19 protein-coding genes are annotated in these 19114 nt (G+C 39.8%); 7 read left to right on the forward strand and 12 right to left on the reverse strand.

Translation table 11 applies throughout. The features are described from left to right. Positions 1–167: 167 nt before the first annotated feature. A complete protein-coding gene (gene tnpA / locus H5R64_RS02440; RefSeq protein ID WP_182580307.1) occupies positions 168–632 on the forward strand; it encodes an IS200/IS605 family transposase in 465 nt (154 codons plus the stop codon). 156 nt (positions 633–788) lie between these two features. Here tnpA and H5R64_RS02445 read toward each other — a convergent pair whose 3' ends face one another. The 7 genes from H5R64_RS02445 to greA all read right to left on the reverse strand — a co-directional run bounded on the left by H5R64_RS02445 (position 789) and on the right by greA (position 8545). Further along, positions 789–2186, reverse strand: coding sequence for a glycoside hydrolase family 32 protein (locus tag H5R64_RS02445; protein ID WP_182580675.1), 1398 nt, complete (start codon positions 2184–2186; stop codon positions 789–791). 90 nt (positions 2187–2276) lie between these two features. Continuing rightward, on the reverse strand, positions 2277–4220 hold the full coding sequence (locus H5R64_RS02450; RefSeq protein ID WP_182580676.1) for an FtsX-like permease family protein: 1944 nt from the start codon (positions 4218–4220) through the stop codon (positions 2277–2279). A gap of 2 nt (positions 4221–4222) precedes the next feature. Continuing rightward, positions 4223–4978 (reverse strand): ABC transporter ATP-binding protein, encoded by a 756-nt coding sequence (locus H5R64_RS02455; protein ID WP_182582705.1) that lies wholly within the window; start codon positions 4976–4978, stop codon positions 4223–4225. Positions 4979–5309: 331 nt separating this feature from the next. Next, positions 5310–6284, reverse strand: coding sequence for a sensor histidine kinase (locus H5R64_RS02460; protein WP_182580678.1), 975 nt, complete (start codon positions 6282–6284; stop codon positions 5310–5312). Next, on the reverse strand, positions 6274–6957 hold the full coding sequence (locus tag H5R64_RS02465; RefSeq protein ID WP_182580679.1) for a response regulator transcription factor: 684 nt from the start codon (positions 6955–6957) through the stop codon (positions 6274–6276). The genes H5R64_RS02460 and H5R64_RS02465 overlap by 11 nt, the downstream gene beginning before the upstream one ends. A 98-nt stretch (positions 6958–7055) precedes the next feature. Continuing rightward, positions 7056–7808 carry a nicotinamide riboside transporter PnuC gene (pnuC, locus tag H5R64_RS02470; protein WP_182580680.1) on the reverse strand — a complete coding sequence of 251 codons (753 nt, stop codon included), beginning with the start codon at positions 7806–7808 and terminating at the stop codon, positions 7056–7058. Between the two features lie 218 nt (positions 7809–8026). After that, positions 8027–8545, reverse strand: coding sequence for a transcription elongation factor GreA (greA, locus tag H5R64_RS02475; RefSeq protein WP_182580681.1), 519 nt, complete (start codon positions 8543–8545; stop codon positions 8027–8029). Between the two features lie 113 nt (positions 8546–8658). Here greA and H5R64_RS02480 point away from each other — a divergent pair, with 113 nt between their 5' ends. The 3 genes from H5R64_RS02480 to H5R64_RS02490 are packed head-to-tail and all read left to right on the forward strand — an operon-like array spanning position 8659 to position 11294. Then, a complete protein-coding gene (locus H5R64_RS02480; protein WP_182580682.1) occupies positions 8659–9783 on the forward strand; it encodes a hypothetical protein in 1125 nt (374 codons plus the stop codon). 38 nt (positions 9784–9821) lie between these two features. Further along, positions 9822–10148, forward strand: a complete 327-nt coding sequence (locus H5R64_RS02485) for a hypothetical protein (protein ID WP_182580683.1) — start codon at positions 9822–9824, stop codon at positions 10146–10148. A 6-nt stretch (positions 10149–10154) separates the two neighbouring features. Continuing rightward, positions 10155–11294 carry a glycerate kinase family protein gene (locus H5R64_RS02490; RefSeq protein WP_182580684.1) on the forward strand — a complete coding sequence of 380 codons (1140 nt, stop codon included), beginning with the start codon at positions 10155–10157 and terminating at the stop codon, positions 11292–11294. A 40-nt stretch (positions 11295–11334) separates the two neighbouring features. Here the strand turns inward: H5R64_RS02490 and H5R64_RS02495 are convergent, their stop codons facing one another. The 4 genes from H5R64_RS02495 to H5R64_RS02510 form a co-directional block, all read right to left on the reverse strand. Further along, positions 11335–11562, reverse strand: coding sequence for a hypothetical protein (locus H5R64_RS02495; RefSeq protein WP_182580685.1), 228 nt, complete (start codon positions 11560–11562; stop codon positions 11335–11337). Positions 11563–11576: 14 nt separating this feature from the next. Next, positions 11577–12083, reverse strand: a complete 507-nt coding sequence (locus H5R64_RS02500; protein WP_182580686.1) for a YbhB/YbcL family Raf kinase inhibitor-like protein — start codon at positions 12081–12083, stop codon at positions 11577–11579. A 14-nt stretch (positions 12084–12097) separates the two neighbouring features. After that, complete coding sequence (locus H5R64_RS02505; protein ID WP_182580687.1) at positions 12098–12883, reverse strand: tyrosine-protein phosphatase; 786 nt, start codon at positions 12881–12883, stop codon at positions 12098–12100. A gap of 69 nt (positions 12884–12952) precedes the next feature. Continuing rightward, positions 12953–13906, reverse strand: a complete 954-nt coding sequence (locus H5R64_RS02510; RefSeq protein ID WP_182580688.1) for a GDSL-type esterase/lipase family protein — start codon at positions 13904–13906, stop codon at positions 12953–12955. A gap of 224 nt (positions 13907–14130) precedes the next feature. On the opposite strand from H5R64_RS02510, the gene H5R64_RS02515 reads away from it, so the two are divergent. From H5R64_RS02515 to H5R64_RS02525, 3 genes are all read left to right on the forward strand, one after another. Beyond that, entirely contained in the window at positions 14131–15309 is a 1179-nt protein-coding gene (locus H5R64_RS02515; RefSeq protein WP_182580689.1) for a galactokinase, read from the forward strand. A 234-nt stretch (positions 15310–15543) separates the two neighbouring features. Further along, entirely contained in the window at positions 15544–16992 is a 1449-nt protein-coding gene (locus H5R64_RS02520; protein WP_182580690.1) for a UDP-glucose--hexose-1-phosphate uridylyltransferase, read from the forward strand. A gap of 66 nt (positions 16993–17058) precedes the next feature. After that, entirely contained in the window at positions 17059–18051 is a 993-nt protein-coding gene (locus tag H5R64_RS02525) for a LacI family DNA-binding transcriptional regulator (protein WP_182582707.1), read from the forward strand. Between the two features lie 53 nt (positions 18052–18104). On the opposite strand, the gene H5R64_RS02530 is transcribed toward H5R64_RS02525, so the two are convergent. After that, positions 18105–19088: a mandelate racemase/muconate lactonizing enzyme family protein gene (locus H5R64_RS02530; protein WP_308184597.1), complete on the reverse strand. Its 984-nt coding sequence runs from the start codon at positions 19086–19088 to the stop codon at positions 18105–18107. Positions 19089–19114: the final 26 nt, after the last annotated feature.

Genomic DNA, 19114 nt, shown 5'->3' on the forward strand with positions numbered 1-19114 from the left:
ATTAATGCCTTTAGGCCTAGTTGAGCATGCGAACGGAGTGAGTATGCGAAACAAAAAACCACCTGCTTTGCGGGTGGGGGATAAGATTATATAAATAAAGACCTCTTTTGCCTTAAGATGTAGGTGTTCAAGCCAAAATCAAATAAGGGAAAAGAGGTTTAATTAATATGGCTAATAAACTAAATAGTTTAGCCCATACGAAGTGGTTATGTAAGTATCACATCGTATTCATTCCAAAGTATAGACGGAAAATAATTTACAATCAATATCGGAAAGATTTACGAGATTATATTAGATTACTATGTCAGTATAAAGGAGTAAAGATTATTGAAGGACATTTGATGCCTGATCATGTTCACTTATTAGTAAGTATTCCACCGAAGTTAAGCGTTTCGCAATTTATGGGATATTTGAAAGGAAAAAGTGCATTGATGATGTTTGATCATCATGCCAATTTAAAGTATAAATTTGGCAATCGACATTTTTGGGCAGAAGGTTATTATGTCAGCACAGTAGGATTAAATGAGTCCACCATCAAGAAATATATTCGTGATCAAGAGAAACATGATATGGTAGTCGATAAATTAACAACGATAGAATACTCGGACCCTTTTAAGGGTAAGGTGAAGTAATACTAACACTGCTTAAAGCAGTAGCGAAGTAGTCAGAGCATTTTGGCTTGGACGAAGGAAAAGCCAGCGCCTTGAGACGCTGGCTTCTCTTATCGGCTTTTAGCCGAAGAACAAACCACCCGTTTCACGGGTGGTTATGATTAGTTACAGGATTATTTAGCCTAAAGAATAAGCTATTACTTTGATTGGCTGCTTTTGTGAACTTTGAAGTTGGTGGGTAACCTTACCATTTGCGTAATAACGTTCAGTAAATGAAGCCCATCCCTGATTAAGGAAAATTTCAACTGAACTAGTATCCACTAGTATTCGTAATTCCGTTAGTGGCCCAGCTAATTGAGCGTATCGTTTAGGATCAGCTCCACAACGAATCAAGGTTACATTTTGTTGATTAATAATTAATTGGATTAGGCAACTATCCTGATCAGTCATTTGCCAGGTTAATCGATCAATTCCATCTGCGGAAAATTTAAATTGTAAATCAAGATGCTGACTATCAGAGAGAGTTAAAGATTGTGGCTTGGAAACTGTAATTACATCATCAAGAACTTTATCATGATGCGAATTATTAATTTCAGCAACGGGGTAGTTATAAAGGTGATCACTTATAATTTTAAGTTCACGTGGTAATGTTAGCACACCGGCCCAACCATAGGGATCCTCTTTTGGTTCACCTTCAAACGTACTCATCCACCCAACCATGATTCGTCGGTGATCCGGGGTAAGGAATGTTTGTGGGGCGTAAAAGTTATGCCCGGAATCAATATCACGGAAAGGTGTTCCGGTAAATTGAGGTTTTGATAAATCAAGCTGACCAATTGAGTAGCAAGATTGGGAATAATTTAGAAACTGGTTTTCCTGCTTGTCCATTCCCATTGGTGAACACATAAAGACATCTTGGCCATTAATCTTGAATAGATCTGGACATTCCCACATATATCCTTCGTCCTTTGCGGAGCTTGCTTCAGCAATTGGCCCCATTTCTTGCCAGTTGGTTAAGTTAGAAGAACGATAAAGTAATACGCGACCTTGATCCTTGTCCTTTGCACGGCTGCCAATTACTAGATAATAATAACCGTCTTGGAACCAAACTTTGGGATCACGAAAGTCTTGTGAATTATCTTTTGGTGCAGTGATGATTGGATTTCCAGAATACTTAGTAAAGTGAATCCCGTCATCACTGTAGGCAAGGTTTTGTACCTCGAAGAAGTGATTAAGATCATGATCTGCGTAGTAATGTTGGCCCGTATACAATAAGTAAAGCCGGTTGTCTTTTACAATCGCGGAACCAGAAAAACAGCCGCCAGGATCTTCCTGGTCTCCTAGAGTCAAGGCAATTGGTAATTGTTCCCAGTGAACAAGGTCTTTACTTCGAACATGTCCCCAATGCATTGGGCCCCACTTTGCAGAGAAGGGATGATATTGATAAAAGACATGGTAGTATCCGTTAAAGTAACAGAGACCATTTGGATCGTTAAGCCAACCCCCTGGTGTCGCAATGTGATAAGTGGGACGGTAACGTTGATTCGTAATTTTACTGGTATGATACTGGTCCATAATTAATTACCCTCCTTTTGGTAATCGCTTTCAAAGAGAGTATAAACCATTAGGAGGGTAATTTATATATAGAGATAAAGTTGAATCGAGTTAATTCTCTACTTCTTTAATTGGCTCATCCACAATTTGGCGATATACTCTGGTCGTTAATGCGTAGAGAACCAGGTAGAGGACAATGAGGCCAACAGCAACAATGATTCCAACGGTAACCATTAATTTAAGGTTGTAGAAGTTAAGTTGGACCATGATTTGTCGGATTGCCGGGGTAGCGAAGCCAAGATTAATAATCGCTCCGATGACTGGTAAGAGGAAGACCATTAAAACTTGGCTGTGGATACTCTTAACGGTTTCCTTTTCGCTAAGTCCTACTTGTTTCATCGTCTTGAAACGATTTTGATCGGCATAACCTTCTGAAATTTGCTTGAAGTAAATTACGATTGTGGTCGTAATAGTGAGGGCAATACTGATCAAAATACCGATGAAGATCAGGCCACCATATAGTCCGTTAATTAATGACGTAATCGTTGCTTTTCCAGTAAAGTTAAGGTTATTCATTCGTAACTTCATTTGTAAGTCATTTTCAAACTTAATTCGCTGCTTTTGATTTCCTTTTAATTGATAGTTAAAGGTAGTAACGGTAGTCATTGGCAAAGATTGCGGCAGTTTATTAAGAACGATAAAGGTTGGCGTATAGATGCTGTGATCAGGATTGAAGTATTGCTCAAAGTGCTTGAGCGATTTTGCTTGGTATTTATGATTATTGATAGTGACTGCTCCAGAGCGTCCTTTATTATTGGCGTAGGTTAATGCCTCGTTATCCGCAAGGTGAACGTTCTGCTTAGCGATTCGGTTATATTCCTTAGTTGTCAATAAAATGATTGAACTACTGGTTTTATTGTCCATGGATTGGAGAGAACCTTGACTAACAAACTTATTATCACACCAGTAACCGTATTGAGGTGTTGACATGGTATAAGTCAAGTAGTGGTTAATTCTAGCCTGGTGTTGATGAGCGGTAGAATTAATCGTGTTCTTTTGAGCTTGGGTTAATCTTTGGTTGCTAGTGATAACGACATCTTCAGGGGCATATGATTTAACTGTGCTTCCTATCCCTGCGTAAAGGGTAATTGATGTAAAGAGAATGACAAGGATTGAGCTGCAAAGTAAACAGATGGTGGCGAGACTGGCACCGTTTTGCTCCATCCGTTGAATCATTCCAGAAATAGCAATAAAATGACGTGGCTTATAGTAGAATCGCTTATTTTTTCGTAAAAGCTTTAAGAGAATGATACTTCCAATGATAAAGACTAAGTAGGTACCGATTACTAACAAGACTACTGCTAAAAGGAAATGGGAGATGGCGGAAATTTGTGGTTTGATTGTTAGGGTAATATAATATGCCCAGATTAACAAGACAAAGCCAAGGAAACCGGCTAGTGTGTAGATAACACCATGGCGCCTTGAATGCACCGATTCTTGCTGCCAAAGCTGGTTAGGGGTTAAGCAGTGGAGCTTGAATAAGTCGATTAGTGCAATTAAAGCAAAAAAACAAATAGTTAGGAGTACAGTTTTTCCAATTGCTGCCGGAACAAACCATGGTTGAGAAATATGCTTAATGTTTAGAAGGTAACCAAGACCGAGGAAGGCTAGCTTTTCGAAGATAATACCGAGGACTAATCCAGCAACTAGGCTAATAACAATTAAGTAGCACTTTTCGATAATTGTTAGGAGCTGGAGGTTTCGACTAGTCATTCCTAGCATACTGTAAAGACCCATTTCCCGGCTTCGTTGTTGCCAGAGAAACCGATTAACATAGATAAGAAAGGCTAAGGTGACTAGGAGAATAAAGTGAAAACCAAGATCCAGCATTGCTGAGGTAGTAGCACCTGTATTAAGTTTCTTTAAGCTAGTATTTGCTTCAGTTGCGAGAAAAATATAGTTAATTACAACAAGCATAACGGTAGCCATTAGGTAGGGACCATAGCTACGCATATTTCGCTTGAAGCTTGAATTAATTAACTTAAAATACAACATTTCTACTCACCCCCGTTTGTTAGGGTCATCATTGTGTTACTAATTTGTTCTTGGTAGTCCTTAAGAGATTCATTACCTCGGAATAGTTCGTGGTAAATTTTACCGTCTTTAATAAATAAAGTTCGCTTAGCGTGACTAGCTGCGGCAGCACTGTGGGTAACCATAATGATTGTTTGACCGTTGTGGTTAACCGTATCAAAAAGGTTCAAGATTTCTTTACTTGTATTTGAATCTAGAGCACCTGTTGGCTCATCTGCTAATAGGAGATCAGGCTGCGTAATTAATGCCCGGGCGATTGCTATTCGTTGTTGTTGCCCACCAGAAATTTCGGTAGGGTAGCGATCGATAATCTTATTGATTCCTAGAGCTGAAGCAAGTGGCTTAATCCGTTTATCCATCTCTGCTACCGGAACCTTTGCGAGAACTAAGGGAAGGTAGATATTATCACGATTAGAAAGAGTATCGAGAAGGTTGAAGTGTTGGAAGATAAAGCCTAAGTGTTCTCGACGATATTTTGCAGCTTCATCAGGGGTGAGTTTATTGAGATTTTGGCTGTTTAAGAGAACTTCACCCGCAGTTGCCTTTTCTAGAGTGGCAATAATATTGAGGAGAGTACTTTTACCAGCCCCTGATTCTCCCATGATTGCAATGTATTCGCCTGGGTTAACATCAAAACTAATATTCTTCAATGCGTAAACTGGGTGGGATGAATTTGCGTTATATGTTCGTTGAACGTTGCTAAGATGGAGAAGATTCATGTTAGTCATTCCTTTCTTTAGGTGTTATTTAAAATATTGCTTTCTACAAAACTAAATGGTCATGATTAGAGTAGGCAGCGTAGTCGAAACGTGTTGCCCTAATCTTTCTTGAGCTAATATACTAGGCAATATAACTGAAATGTATTCGCCCCGACGAGCCTAACTACGCCTGATTTCGATGCAATTCATCGTTCATCAGGCTAGGTTAGTCAACCGCGTGCTAATTCGTCGGGGCTCACATCCTATCCTCATTATAAAAAGGTCCTCCAGTAATTCATACTTACAGAATTGAGGAGAACCTTACAGAATTGTAATGTTGGGAAGAAGGTGATTATCCCTTCTTAACGTTATTTCCCGGGAAATGTAAATTGGCGTTGGTCCCATGACCAGCTTTTGAAGAGATTTTGAGACTGAAGTTTAACTGGCTACTTATCTTCTTAACCAGGTATAGTCCCATTCCCGTCGATTTAATTGTTTGGTGACCATTTTTCCCTGAAAAACCATTGTCATAAATCCGGGGAAGATCACTACTTTTGATTCCGATACCGTGATCAATGATTTGGAGGTTATTGTTAACCCAGTTAAAGTAAATTGTTGAGTCATTGGGGGAATATTTAATTGCATTTGAAAGAAGCTGATTAATGCAGAAACGGAGCCACTTTCTGTCCGTTAGAACCAAAATATTACTGAGATTGTCTAGTTGAGGAACAAGTTGGCGACTAATAAAAAGCGATGAATTTTGTTTCAGAATTTCAATGATTAGTTTTTGTAGATTAATCCATTCAAAATCAAGGTCATTTTTAGTCATTGCAAGACGTTCGTCATTCAGGAGCATATCCAGGTGGTAATTAGCTTGGAAGACGGCACGAAGAACCGTTTTACTAGGAACCGGATCACTATTTTCTGTGGCAGCTTGAAGACTGGTCAACGAATTTTTAATTTCATGAGAATACATCTCAATACGGTCTAGTTGCTCTTTTTGTTGGTTATTTAAATCATGGATTGTACATTCAGCAGTCCGTTGGTGTAACTGATAGTTGTGAAGTAGTTGAGCTTCAATTGGATTATTTACTGAAATCCCCTTTTCTTTAGTAATTACCTGAACTCGTTTATGCGATTGGTAGCTGTTAACTAGAAACCAAATTACTAATAATGGAAAACTAAAACGAAATGTATCCCAGAAAAAACTTTTCGGTAGGTAGTACAGAGTGGCAAGTAATTTAATAAGACCAAGAAGAAGCAGGTAAAAAATGAAGATCGGTAAAAATGATTTGAACTGGTAGGTCCAGAATTTTTTAGATTTCATGTTGAATTACCAAGCGGTACCCAATTCCTCGTTCAGTTCGCAAGCTTTTATCCAAGTTAACCGTTGCCAGTTTAGAACGGAGTCGACTAATATTAACGTTTAATGTATTATCATTAAGAAACTTTCCACCCTGCCAGAGCCATTCGAGGAGTCGCTCTTTGGTAACGGTATGATTAAGGTGATTAATTAGTATTCCCAGAAGGGCGCTTTCCGTAGGCGATAGTTGAATATTACCGTTAGGGGTTGTTAATTTGTTAGTTAGTGAATTTAGTTCACTTGATCCCCAAGCGAGTTTCTCCATTCCAGCTGCTTTTTGATTTCTGCGCAGGAGTGCTTGAATTTTAGCGAGTAAGACGGTAGCGGAAAATGGCTTCATGATATAATCATCTGCTCCAGAAGCAATCGCATGCATAATATTACTATCAATATCTGCTGCCGATATAACAATGATCGGTGCCTTTGTCAGTTGGCGAACCGCATTAATCCAGTAAAACCCGTCAAAAGTAGGTAAGGTGATATCAAATAAGATTATATCCGGCATTTCTTCCTTAACTTCATCGGTGACCTGATCCCAATCTTTAACGGTAACAACCGCATACTGCCATTTCTCTAATTCATTTTTGACTGTTTTAATAATAATGGGATTATCTTCCACAACGAATACTTTTACCATCTTTACCCCCAGAATAATAAATAACTAATCAAATCATACATTAAGAAAATCCCTAACTCAAATCATGAAGAGCTGAGTTAGGGATTAGTAAGTTAAAGTTATGCTTGTGTATTTAAATTTGCAGAGTATTGAGCTTCTTCTTTTTCAAGACGAGCACGTTCACGCTTGTTGTACCATGGTGAAATGGTGAATGCTAAGACATCATTAATGATGTAAACCATACTGTTAACAGCCATTGCCAATGATGCATCGCCTTGGGCATACGTAATCCCCCACAGAATCATTTGGAAGATTCCTGAGGCCAACCACCAGAAGTATTGGTTGTTGTAACGTAAGAAACAAATAACACCGGCAGTTAAACTAATTGAGAAGCTAACGGCATCGATCCATGGACGTGGATCATTTGTTAATGCACCAATCAAGTAACCCGAAACGATGTAAACTGCAATCGTTGATAAGATCGCAATTACCCAAGTTTTACCAGTAAACTTTCGGATTTTTGAGACCATGTTGATATTCCAGTTAACAGAAAGCAGAACCGGAATGTCTAGAGTAACGACGTAGGCAATTTGTTCACCAATACTAAGATAGTTTTTTGCACTAAAACCAATAATAATGAAACAGATAGCTGAAAGAATTCCTAGCCAACCATTAACGGACTTAGCAGCATTGATGGCTAAAATACAAAGAACACCTAAAGTAGTCCCGATAAAAGTAATTACTGTAATCCAAGTAATTTTATCATTTACCAGAGTCATAACCTGACAGCCAAGGCTGAAGAAAAACAGATAGTAGTTTTGCTGAGGCCACCCCTTAAGTTGATGACCGAGAAAATGTAAATAGTTCTTCATTACTCAAAGTCTCCTATATCTATATATTGTGCCCCCACTAAATTATAAAAGATATAAATACAATATGTTGTGGGCCATGCTTAATGGCAACGAGTTCTAGTATAGCATTCTTCTCTTTCGAAACAAGCAAAAAATTAGTGATTAATCAGTTGATATTTACTATGATTGGTTAAAAATAAAGGACTAAAGTAACTAAAAAATATTTTTTATAGTTGAATTTAATTTATTTCTTCTGAGGACGTTAATTGAACAGCTAAGATTGTAACTTGATAGGTAGATTGGGGAGCCTGAACGGTAACGGTTTGGCCAACTTTTTGGTGTAAAAGTGCTTGACCGAGTGGTGAGTCAAAAGAGATCTTTTGCTTTGCTAAATCTGCTTCCTGTTTACCAACAATCGTGTATTTAACCTTTTCATCATCATCCTCAAACTGGAGGGTAACGGCGGTTCCAAGATCAACGGTTTGATTGTCAGCAGGCTTAATGATTTCAGCGTATTGTAACTGCTTGTTGAGGTAACGTAACCGGCTCTCTAAATGTCGGAGCTCCCGTTTTGCAGTGCTGTATTCTGTGTTTTCTGATAGATCACCAAGGGCGCGAGCAGCTTTTAACTGCGCAATTTTGGCTGGACGTTGCTCTTGTAATTTTTTAATCTCTTCTTCGATTTCGTGGTAGCCAGTCGGCGTCATTTTTTGAAAATAAACGTGAGCCATAGCTTCTTGAATCTTTTTTCGTTGCATTTATTGGTCACTCCTTAAGTCTTCTACTTTATAGGGGGATGATTAATGGTTCATTTTTAATTATGATATGATAGAGAAGATAATTCAATTTATGATGGAGGAACAATTGGGAAATGAGCGAACAAGAAGAACATATTAAAAAGTTCCTAAATTCGTCCACGTATGACCAGCTGTCTGCTAACCAGCAAAAGCATGCTCAAGAGATTCTTACTCGATTTAATAAGTATATGACCGAAGAGCACCGACTGGATGATACCGCGTGGACACCACAAGCGGTTAAAGAGGTAATGGTTGGTCAGTTTATCGCTGATCCAGCGTTAACTAATTCATTTGGGATTGCCGTGGCACCAGTTTTGAAGGCTTATCAAAAATTCTTGGGGAATGATCAATTAAACGCACTTGAAGTAGCAATTGATGATCAACGACCAACAATGAATAAGTGTCGAAAAGCACACCAAACATTAGCTGCAATGACTGGTGAACCGGAGAAAAAAGCTTCAGTAGTGAAAAAAACTGTTACCCAAACAACCCGTGAAGAAGTACAACAATCAATTGCGCCAGTAAAGTTGATTCCGGCTGACAAAATGAAGCAGGAAATTTCACGGATCAAAAAAGAAGTTGCAACTGCTCCGGAATTTAAAGGAAAAGACCTTAGTACTACTGATCAGCAGTACTTGGTAGTTGAATTCTTACAATTAATGTATCAAGAATGTCACCAAGGTCCCAATCAATGGCGTTTTAATGACTTGCAATTGGTATTAGGGATGATGATGCCATTAGATCCTAATATTACTAAGCTGGAGATTTTAAACATTGTTCCAACTGCCCAGGCATTGTTTGACTACCTGAAGCGTACGGACCAAATTGATATGGAGCAATATCGGGTTGCCTTAAAGTCGATTGCCCATATGCAAACATCACAGAACATGTTAGCTTCGATGGAACGTCGTCAACGGACCACCCAACTAATGCTTTCATATATCCAGAGTCAAGGTGTTAATATCGATGACGTAAAAAAGACAGAGAAGTGGATGGACACTCACCAATTAGAGGTTGCCACCTTTATGCGGTCAATCCTTAACCCGTGGGGAGAATATGAACGTCAACAGCTTCAAAAGCGTCAGCAGGCTTCTCAACAACAGGTACCGGTTGAAAAAGATCATCAGTTGTTACGAAAGAAAAAAGTTCCCCAAGGAATTAAGTTTAGTAAAAAGCGACGAAAGCGACGAAAAAAATAGTCAGTCGCTCATTTTAAGATGAAAGGAAGCGGAGGCTAGTGAGTGAATACATTCCTGAAAACATGGAAGAAGTTGCTGTTCAGGTTGCCAAGCACCAAGTTCATGGTGAAAAAGTAACCCCTGAAGAAGTGATTGAACAAGCAGTTCCTGATATCCTTCAAGCATTATTAGATGAAGCACTTGAAGGTCGTTATGATGAAGTGAAAAGTGATGGCGATAAACTGATTGTAACAGACGTGATGGGCGAACAAGTTGGTGTCGTAACACCAAAGGGAAAGAGTTTTGTTGACGATTTTAAGACTGATTCTGACAGCTTAATCAATTATCTTGAAACACAAGCCGCTCATATAGTTGGAGGGAGATAACAGACGATGAAAATTGTTATTGCTCCTGATTCTTTTAAAGGGAGCCTAACTGCCCGTCAAGCAGCTGATGCGATTGCTCAGGGATTAAAAAGTGCAATTCCTGATGCAGATTACGATTTAATTCCAATTGCTGATGGTGGTGAAGGGACTGTAGAAGCGTTAGTAACTGCTACAAATGGTCGAGTAATTACAGTACCCGCACATGATCCGAACGGAAACACAATTAATGCTTCGTTTGGGATCCTTGGCAATTCAAACACTGCTGTTATTGAAACCGCTGCTGCAAGTGGGATCCAATATTTAAATTCCCAGAGTAATCCATTAACGGTTAATACGTTTGGAACTGGAGAATTAATTAAAGCTGCACTGGACCAAAATGTTAAGCAGATCATTGTTGGCCTGGGAGGTAGTGGGACAACAGACGGTGGTGTTGGAATGATGCGTGCACTGGGGGCTCATTTTTACGCTCAGGATGATCAAGAACTTTTAGCCGGCGGTGATGAATTAGCTCGACTAGAAAGAATTGATTTATCTGAGCTAGATCCGCGATTAGCTAAAACTGAAATAGTCCTTGCGGCAGATGTGACTAATCCACTGACAGGAAAAAAGGGAGCAGCTACTGTATTTGGACCACAAAAAGGGGTAACTTTGGAAATGATCCCGCACTTGGATCGAGCATTGCAAAATTACGCTGAAGTAATCCATCGTGATACTGGAAAAAATGTTGCTAATCTTGATGGTGCAGGAGCTGCAGGTGGACTTGGTACAGCCTTCCTAGCCTTCACAAATGCGCAAATTAGATCGGGGATTCAAACAGTTCTGCATGCCAGTAATTTTGAACAGCGGGTAAAAAATGCTGATGTTGTAATTACTGGTGAAGGACAATTGGATTACCAAACCCAATTTGGAAAGGCACCGTATGGGGTAGCCAAGCTTGCTAAGAAGGTTTCTCCGGAAGTAATAGTGGTTGCTGTTGCTGCAAGTCTAGGAGAACGGGCGACAGACTTATATAAAACGGGAATAATTGATGGGCTGTTTGCTAGTCAGACTGCCGTTAAACCACTACCCGTAGCTATTCAAGAAGCTGCGAGCGATCTTGAGATTACTTCTCAGGGAATTGGTCATTTAATAAGGGCATTTAGATAAAAATAACGAGGTCGGTGAATTATTCACCGACCTCGTTATTTTATACTCGCTTTTTAACCTCATATGCTTTAACTTTATCAGCCTTTGGTTCGGACTGAGCATCTTTGGCGTAGAAGATCGCATACTCTTCATCATCTGGACCTTTGGCAATGACAAGATCATCAGCTTCACGTTCACGTTTGAAGATTTGTCCTTTTCGTACAGCTTCATTATAGTCATGAATGTTGGCGATTGAATCACCAGGGTTAAAGAAAATTCTTGTTTCCATTTGTTTGTTCCTCCTTATGCACGGCTTGGAATATCAAATTTAGCTTGGGCTAAAATGTGATCTTTAGCGGTATGGATAAAGTCATTTAGCCAGTACCGGTTCTCAAGTGGTAGCTGTTTATCAAGGGCATAAACTTTTAATGTATAATGATGGGTTTTATCAGGGGGTTGTGGCCCAACATAACCACTGGAAATGGCAGGATTACCATTAACTAAAGAACCGGCATTGCTATTGTTTCCTTGAACAAATTTGTTGTTTAGTTCTCGACTAGCATTTGCTGGAATGGTAGTCATTGTAGCGGGAATATTCGCTGCCAACCAGTGAATCCAAGTAAAACCACAAACCGGAACAGAATCATAGTCAACGAAAACAATGGCAAAGGTTTTTGTGGTAGCCGGAGCATCGCTGATTTTGATTGGAAATGATTTGATGGGGTGCTCGGCTAACATTAAATTAGCTGGAGCATATTTTCCATACTCATCGGCTAATAGTCCGTTAATAAGTGGGACAGAAATTTTCATTAAAATCCACTCCTTTAAACTAAGTATAATTGTTGCAATTCTTTAAGAGCATCTGGGGATAAGTCAAGATATTCTTTTAAATAATTTTGAACGTTTCCATAATTGGCAGTGATTAATCTGGTGGCTTGTTTGATGTAGTCGGGAGAAACTGAGCCAAGGGCTCGGCGATTTTCTACAACAATCTCACTTTCACCTTTATCACGGAGCCTTTGAAGCCACAGTTCTCGAAAATTACGAGTAACATCATTGGTCAGAAGGTAATCCTGAAGAATCACTTCTTCCGGTACCTGAAGGGCGCTTAGGATCAAGTAGGCAGCCATTCCTGTGCGATCCTTTCCTGCAGTGCAGTGAAAGAGGCTAGCTTGAGTTGGCTCATTACTCAAGAGAAGTTCAAACATTTGTTGGTAAGCCACTTTAGCTGTTGGTACTTCTACCATCCGTCGATAAACATCAAGCATGTGCTGGTGACCATTCCCCGGCTTCAAGATTCGACTCATAATTTCTTCATCGCTATGTGAAGCATCGGTTTCGTCAGATTTAAACACGGGAAGATGGTAGTAATTAGCAGTTTTGGGAAGCTTATCTGGTGCTTGCTTAACTTCTTCCGGAGCCCGTAAATCAATATCGATTGTAACAGGGATCGCTGCTAAAGTGTTTAAATCATGTTTGTTTAAGTTAGCCAGGGAACCAGAACGAATTAATCGGTGCCACTTTACATGACGTCCGTCAGAAGTTTCGTAGCCACCCAGATCACGGAAGTTATTACCGCTCTGAATGTCTAGTAAGCGTTGATCCGTCATGGTAAAACCTCCTTCATTAAGATAACAAAATTCATAATTATCCTAAGTACGTTACTCTATAATTGTACCCTACTTTAGCCAGTTTGATAACTTCTGTGCTAAACGGACGCCACTTTCTATTGCACCTGCTTGATCAGGGTGTAAACCATCGGTATAGGTTTGACACCAACCAGCAGTTTCGATTACTGGTAACTGGTGTTTATGGGCTAAGTGACGAATGGAATTTGCGAAGGTTTGACTAAAGGGAATCATAATAAGAATTGGGCTGCTGGGAAAAAGAGTTGTAATAAGGGAAAGAAAATGATTGTAACGAATATTAAATTGCTCTAATGGAAAACGACGATCATTAACCCCAAGATTGACTACTACCAAGTCCGGATGATTAACTTGCCAGGGAGTAAATTCATCAAGATTTTTAAGGAATTGATCAGCAGTAGGGACGCCACCAGTAGCTTTACGAAGAACACCTCCAGCAGAATAGGCGATTCGAACGTCAGTAGCATGGAGGAGGTCAACGGCTGTTCCTACATAGTTACTTTCTGGACGGTAGTCGTAGGATGCATGGCGCCCGGCAACCCAGCATCCCGCAGTGATTGAGTCACCAATAAAGTCGATTACTGGAATTTTTGGTGCCCTTTCTAAAGTTCCCTGGTCAGTTTTAATTGAAGTAATCGCAAAGCCTTGATTCCCGTTCCATACCTGATCAAGATCTGCGTTTCCTGCAACCATGATCTCAATTAAGTGGGAGTTGGACTCAGTTTTAATCTTCCAACTGCTTTGACTTGCTTGCTCTCGGTGCCAAGGGCCATTGTCGATTCGCCAAGCATATATTTGAGAGGGGGAAATTTCATTCCGATTATCTAACACATTAACAGTTAGTATACTTACACCATTAGTGGTAAAACGTAAGCGGCTACCGAGGTTAGTAGTATAGAGGGTAAAGACATTTTTAATTTCTTTGATGAACCAACGACCATGTTGGGAAATTAAATTGTAGAGAGAATACGGAGAGTAATAATTCATGATAAATATTCCTTTCGTCATTTAAATATTATAGAACTTTCAAGTTACTTAAGAAGGTCTAAAAGGCTTGATAATGGCTTGTGCGGGAAACGCTTTCAATATTAACTATTCAAAAATGAAAGCGCTTGTTGACAAATGAGGTAAAAGAGTCTAAATTATAGTTTAGTAAAAGTTTACTAATTTGGTTAACCACTTTGTTCAAGTGGTCATGGAGGTATTTTGACATGGATAAGCAAGATTTTCTTAAAGAATATCAAGACACTTTTAATGAACCCGGAAAGGATGTTTTCTTCTCTCCTGGTCGGATTAATGTGATTGGTGAACACACGGATTATAATGGTGGTCATGTTTTCCCATGTGCAATTAGTATTGGTACTTATGGCGTCTATGGTCCACGTGAAGACACTACGGTAGCGATCTATTCAGCTAATTCAGCTAAGGTTGAAAATAGTAGGATCATTACTTTTGACATTAACGATGAACAACCACAATCAACTGACGACGAGAAGTGGGTTAACTACTTTAAGGGGATGCTTGTTTATCTTAAGCAACATGGTTACAAGATTGACCACGGTTTTAACTTATACATTCATGGCTTCTTACCATACGGGTCTGGCCTTTCATCCTCAGCCTCAATTGAAATGCTAATGGGGGATATTTTAAAGGAAGAATTTAACTTAGATATTGATGAGATCGATCTCGTTAAGCTCGGTCAAAAAACTGAAAATGACTTTGTTGGGTTGAATTCTGGAATTATGGACCAATTTGCTGTTGGAATGGGGAAGAAAGATAATGCCATTTTCCTCGACTGCAATAGTTTGGAATACAAGTACTTACCACTTGAATTGGGTGACTATGAAATTATTATCATGAGTACTAATAAGACCCACTCATTAGCTGGTTCAAAGTACAACGAACGGGTTCAAGAATGTGAAGAGGCAGTAAAGCGTCTCAGCAAGAAGTTAGATATTAACAAGCTTGGTGAAATTGATTCAGAAACCTTTGATCAATACACTTACTTAATTAATGATGATACTTTGATTCGCCGTGCGCGTCACGCTGTTAGTGAAAATGAACGGACTAAGCGGGCTATTGATGCAATGGAAAAGGGCGACCTTGAAGAACTTGGCCGGTTAATCAACGCTTCTCATGTTTCATTGAAATATGACTACGAAGTTACTGGTAAGGAACTTGATACTTTGGCAGAAAATGCTTGGGATCAACCAGGATGCCTTGGTGCTCGGATGGTCGGCGGTGGATTTGCCGGTAGTGCAATTGCCATCGTTAAGAAATCCGAAGCCGAAAACTTCAAGAAGAACGTTGGTAAGATTTACCGTGACAAGATTGGTTACGACGCCAGTTTCTATGATGCCGAAGTTGTCGACGGACCACACAAGTTATAAGAGTGCGAAGCCAGCAGAGGACTTGCGGTTGGCTAACGATTTCTTCTGGTGAGGACGTGACATGTCACGTCTAGCCAGAAGGTCGTTAGCTCTAGCAAGTCCCTGGCTGAGCACGTTTCGACTATGCTGCCTAGAACAAATTACTAGCTCTAGGAAACTCGGGCGAAGCACATTTCGACTATGTTGCCTAGAACAGGTTTGAGAAAAAATTAAAATGAGTGGGGGAATTAAAAGATGAAGTTAATCGAAAAATTTGCTGATGATGTAATTGCCAGTGGAGCATATAAGCCACTTGATAAGATTTATGTAATGAATAAGATTCGTGGCTTTGTTGGCGACGAAGATGTTGATGGTAATGAAGACCAACCGGTTGTTGCCCAATTAGTTAATTTAGCTGTTAAGCGGGGGAAGATTGAGGATGGTCAGACAGAACGGGAAATTTTGAATGATCAGCTTTATGATTTAATGACACCACGTCCATCTGTTGTTAACGAAGAGTTCTGGGAAAAATATCAACAATCTCCAGACACTGCTACTAACTGGTTCTACAAGTTAATGACATCAAATGACTACGTTAAAGTTGCTGCGATTAAGAAGAACATTGTCTTCGATCGTCCAACTAAGTATGGTAATCTGGAAATTACCATTAACCTTTCCAAGCCGGAAAAGGATCCAAAGGCAATTGCAGCGGCAGCTCATGACACCAAGAAGAAGTATCCACAATGTGCCCTCTGTATGGAAAATGAGGGTTACAAAGGTCGCCTTGGACAAGCAGCCCGGAGTAATCATCGGGTAATTCGGATGATGATTGGGGGTCATAAATGGGGCTTCCAATATTCACCATATGCTTACTTCAACGAACACTGCATTTTCCTTGATAGCAAGCACGAACCAATGCAAATTAATCAGCAAACTTTGATTAATTTAGTGGAAATTGAAAAACAATTGCCAGCCTACTTTGTTGGTTCTAATGCCGACTTACCAATCGTTGGTGGTTCCATGTTGGCTCACGAACACTACCAAGGTGGTCGTCACAGCTTCCCAATGATGAAGGCTGAAATCAAGAAGCCATTGCACTTTGACGAATATCCTGATGTTGAAGCCGGGATTGTTAACTGGCCAATGAGTGATATTCGGTTAACTAGTGCCAACACAACTGAACTAATTAACCTTGGTTCTCATATTATTGACGTTTGGGATCACTATGATGATGAGAGTCTTTCATTGAAGGCCTTTGACGGTGATACTCGTCACCACACAGTTACCCCAATTATGCACCGTGATGGGAAGAAGTTTGTTCTTGACCTTGTTTTACGTGACAACAACACTAGCGACAAGTACCCACTAGGTATCTTTCACCCACACGAAAAGTTATGGCACATCAAGAAAGAAAACATCGGTTTAATCGAAGTTATGGGTCGGGCAATCTTACCAGCACGGTTAAAAGATGAATTAGCTGAAGTAAAGAAGTTCTGGTTAGGCGAAGCAAATAATATTGCTGATAGTCACTTTCCATGGGCTAAGAAAATCGCTGAAAAGATGGAAATTAACGCTGATAATGTTGATGAAATTATGGAACAAGAATTAGCCAATGTCTTTGCTAACGTTCTTGAAAATGCCGGTGTCTTTAAGGATGATGAAGCTGGAAACGCTGGCTGGGATCGTTTTATCGCTCAATTATAATTCGGTCTAGACAAGTTAAAGGTGTTCCGGGTAAAATAAGTTCTAAAAAAGGAAGGGGTGACTACCATGGCGGCAACGTTACGTGATATTGCCAGTCGAGCTGGTGTTTCAATTGCAACTGTTTCGCGAATCTTAAATAATGATTTGACGCTCTCTGTTAACGAAAATACTCGTCAACGAGTGTTAATTACGGCGGAAGAGTTGGATTACACAAAACATAAACGGACGCGAAGTGATCAAGTGCAACGAGTAGCAATTGTTCAATGGTACTCCCTTACTCAGGAACTTGACGATCTTTACTACATGGCTATCCGGATGGAAATTGAACGTTCTGCTCAACAGCGGGGAATCCAAACAGTTCCCATCTATCAAAATAATCTAGAAGAGATTCCACGGAACGTGACAGGGATTATTGCGATCGGTAAGTTTAGTAATTCGCAAGTTCAAGAATTAAAGCTAGTGACTAATAATATTGTCTTTGTTGACTTTGATAGTCTGGCTGCGGGTTATGATTGCTTAGTTCCAGACTTTGAGAATGCTATTCATACGGTAATTAATGAGTTCCTGGATGAAGGAATTAAGGATATCGGGATGTTATCCGGAACTGAAAAGACGACAGATAATGAAATTGTTCCTGATTTACGGCGGCGCTACTTTGAGGCTGATCTACGACAACGAGGAATATATCATCCAGAGTTTATGCTTGCGGGTGATTATACTTCGATGTCTGGATACCGGGCGATGAAGAAAGCGATTAAGGAGCTTGGTGATAAGTTACCGCACGCAATCTTTATTGCTAATGATCCGATGGCTGTTGGCGCACTCAAGGCCGTTCAAGAAGCAAAAATTGATATCCCTAATCGGTTAGCGATGATTAGTTTTAATGACACGGCAATTGTAAAGTATGTCTATCCAAGTATGTCCGCAATCCACGTTGGTACTGATGAGATGGCACATGCGGCTGTTGATGTGATGGCTAAACGATTAGCCCATCCAGCGAGTGATCCATGTAAAACGGTTGTTGGTACCCATTTGATTAAACGACAGACAACTAAATAAAAGTTAAAGGTTCAGGATACGAAGGATTCTCTTCATATTCTGAACCTTTTTTATCAATTAATAGTGGTAATTGTTGCATTAGCTAATGCTAGCTTACTGAGTTCCTGACCGATTCCAGGATGGCTGGGTAAGGTGTAATAGCCCCTATAAGGTTGGTAGTGATATTTTGCAGAGAGATAATTGTCTGGTTTTAAATTGATCTCATGTTCCTCATGAATCAGAAAACATTGGCTAGCACTTTCAAATTGGAGAGCAGCTGCTGTAGCAATTGGGCTACCGCAAACATGGAGTTGAAGTAAACAATGCTGTTGTTTTGCTAAAGCTTCAATCTTAAGTGCAGCGGTAATTCCACCGCAATTTCCTAGATCAAGTTGGAGGATAGCGATACTTTTATCACGGAGGAAAGGCTGATATGAATGATTAATTGTTAGTCGTTCACCAGTGGCGAGAGGAATCCTTGTATTTTTATGGATTATTTTGAAACCAGTGATGTCTAATGGTGAAATTGGTTCCTCAAAGTAGGCAATATTGTAGGGAGAAAGATGTTGAGCAAGTTGAATAGCAGCATGTGGAGTAAGATTTGCATGGGTATCAATAATTAATTTGGCCTTACCACCAATAGAACAGCGAATTGCCGCGACCCGATTTGTGCAATCTTTGACTTGCTCTTCATTTAGGGATAATTCATCGGAAAAATGTGCTGATCGAGTAAGAATTGGATCGACTTTAATTGCACGATAACCTTGTTTGATTGCCTTGTTAGCAAGTCGTGCAAGGTCACGAGGATGTGTCACAAAGCGGGAGAATGGACCCCAACCGTATTCAATATGACTGGCATAACAGGATAATCGTTCTCGGGGATGAGATGTAAGCAATTTCGCAATTGGTTGGTCAGCAACTTTTCCTTTGATGTCCCAGAGAGCAATATCAATAGCACTCATTGCAGAATAGAAGATTACTCCACCGCCCTTAGCCCAAAAGGAGTTTTGATAAAAAGAATGCCATATTTCATTGATATTAGATGGATCAAGTCCGATTAGTCGTTTATGGCTCTATTGTAAAC

The organism is Limosilactobacillus fastidiosus, from assembly GCF_014145505.1.
In the GTDB taxonomy this organism is placed as follows: Bacteria; Bacillota; Bacilli; order Lactobacillales; family Lactobacillaceae; genus Limosilactobacillus; species Limosilactobacillus fastidiosus.

Coding starts and splice junctions, on each gene's coding strand:
- H5R64_RS02515 (WP_182580689.1), top strand. CDS start 14,131: ATGGATAAGCAAGATTTTCTTAAAGAATATCAAGACACTTTTAATGAA.
- H5R64_RS02495 (WP_182580685.1), bottom strand. CDS start 11,562: ATGGAAACAAGAATTTTCTTTAACCCTGGTGATTCAATCGCCAACATT.
- H5R64_RS02480 (WP_182580682.1), top strand. CDS start 8,659: ATGAGCGAACAAGAAGAACATATTAAAAAGTTCCTAAATTCGTCCACG.
- H5R64_RS02525 (WP_182582707.1), top strand. CDS start 17,059: ATGGCGGCAACGTTACGTGATATTGCCAGTCGAGCTGGTGTTTCAATT.
- H5R64_RS02490 (WP_182580684.1), top strand. CDS start 10,155: ATGAAAATTGTTATTGCTCCTGATTCTTTTAAAGGGAGCCTAACTGCC.
- H5R64_RS02520 (WP_182580690.1), top strand. CDS start 15,544: ATGAAGTTAATCGAAAAATTTGCTGATGATGTAATTGCCAGTGGAGCA.
- H5R64_RS02455 (WP_182582705.1), bottom strand. CDS start 4,978: ATGAATCTTCTCCATCTTAGCAACGTTCAACGAACATATAACGCAAAT.
- H5R64_RS02460 (WP_182580678.1), bottom strand. CDS start 6,284: ATGAAATCTAAAAAATTCTGGACCTACCAGTTCAAATCATTTTTACCG.
- H5R64_RS02500 (WP_182580686.1), bottom strand. CDS start 12,083: ATGAAAATTTCTGTCCCACTTATTAACGGACTATTAGCCGATGAGTAT.
- H5R64_RS02445 (WP_182580675.1), bottom strand. CDS start 2,186: ATGGACCAGTATCATACCAGTAAAATTACGAATCAACGTTACCGTCCC.
- greA (WP_182580681.1), bottom strand. CDS start 8,545: ATGCAACGAAAAAAGATTCAAGAAGCTATGGCTCACGTTTATTTTCAA.
- H5R64_RS02465 (WP_182580679.1), bottom strand. CDS start 6,957: ATGGTAAAAGTATTCGTTGTGGAAGATAATCCCATTATTATTAAAACA.
- pnuC (WP_182580680.1), bottom strand. CDS start 7,808: ATGAAGAACTATTTACATTTTCTCGGTCATCAACTTAAGGGGTGGCCT.
- H5R64_RS02510 (WP_182580688.1), bottom strand. CDS start 13,906: ATGAATTATTACTCTCCGTATTCTCTCTACAATTTAATTTCCCAACAT.
- H5R64_RS02450 (WP_182580676.1), bottom strand. CDS start 4,220: ATGTTGTATTTTAAGTTAATTAATTCAAGCTTCAAGCGAAATATGCGT.
- H5R64_RS02505 (WP_182580687.1), bottom strand. CDS start 12,883: ATGACGGATCAACGCTTACTAGACATTCAGAGCGGTAATAACTTCCGT.
- tnpA (WP_182580307.1), top strand. CDS start 168: ATGGCTAATAAACTAAATAGTTTAGCCCATACGAAGTGGTTATGTAAG.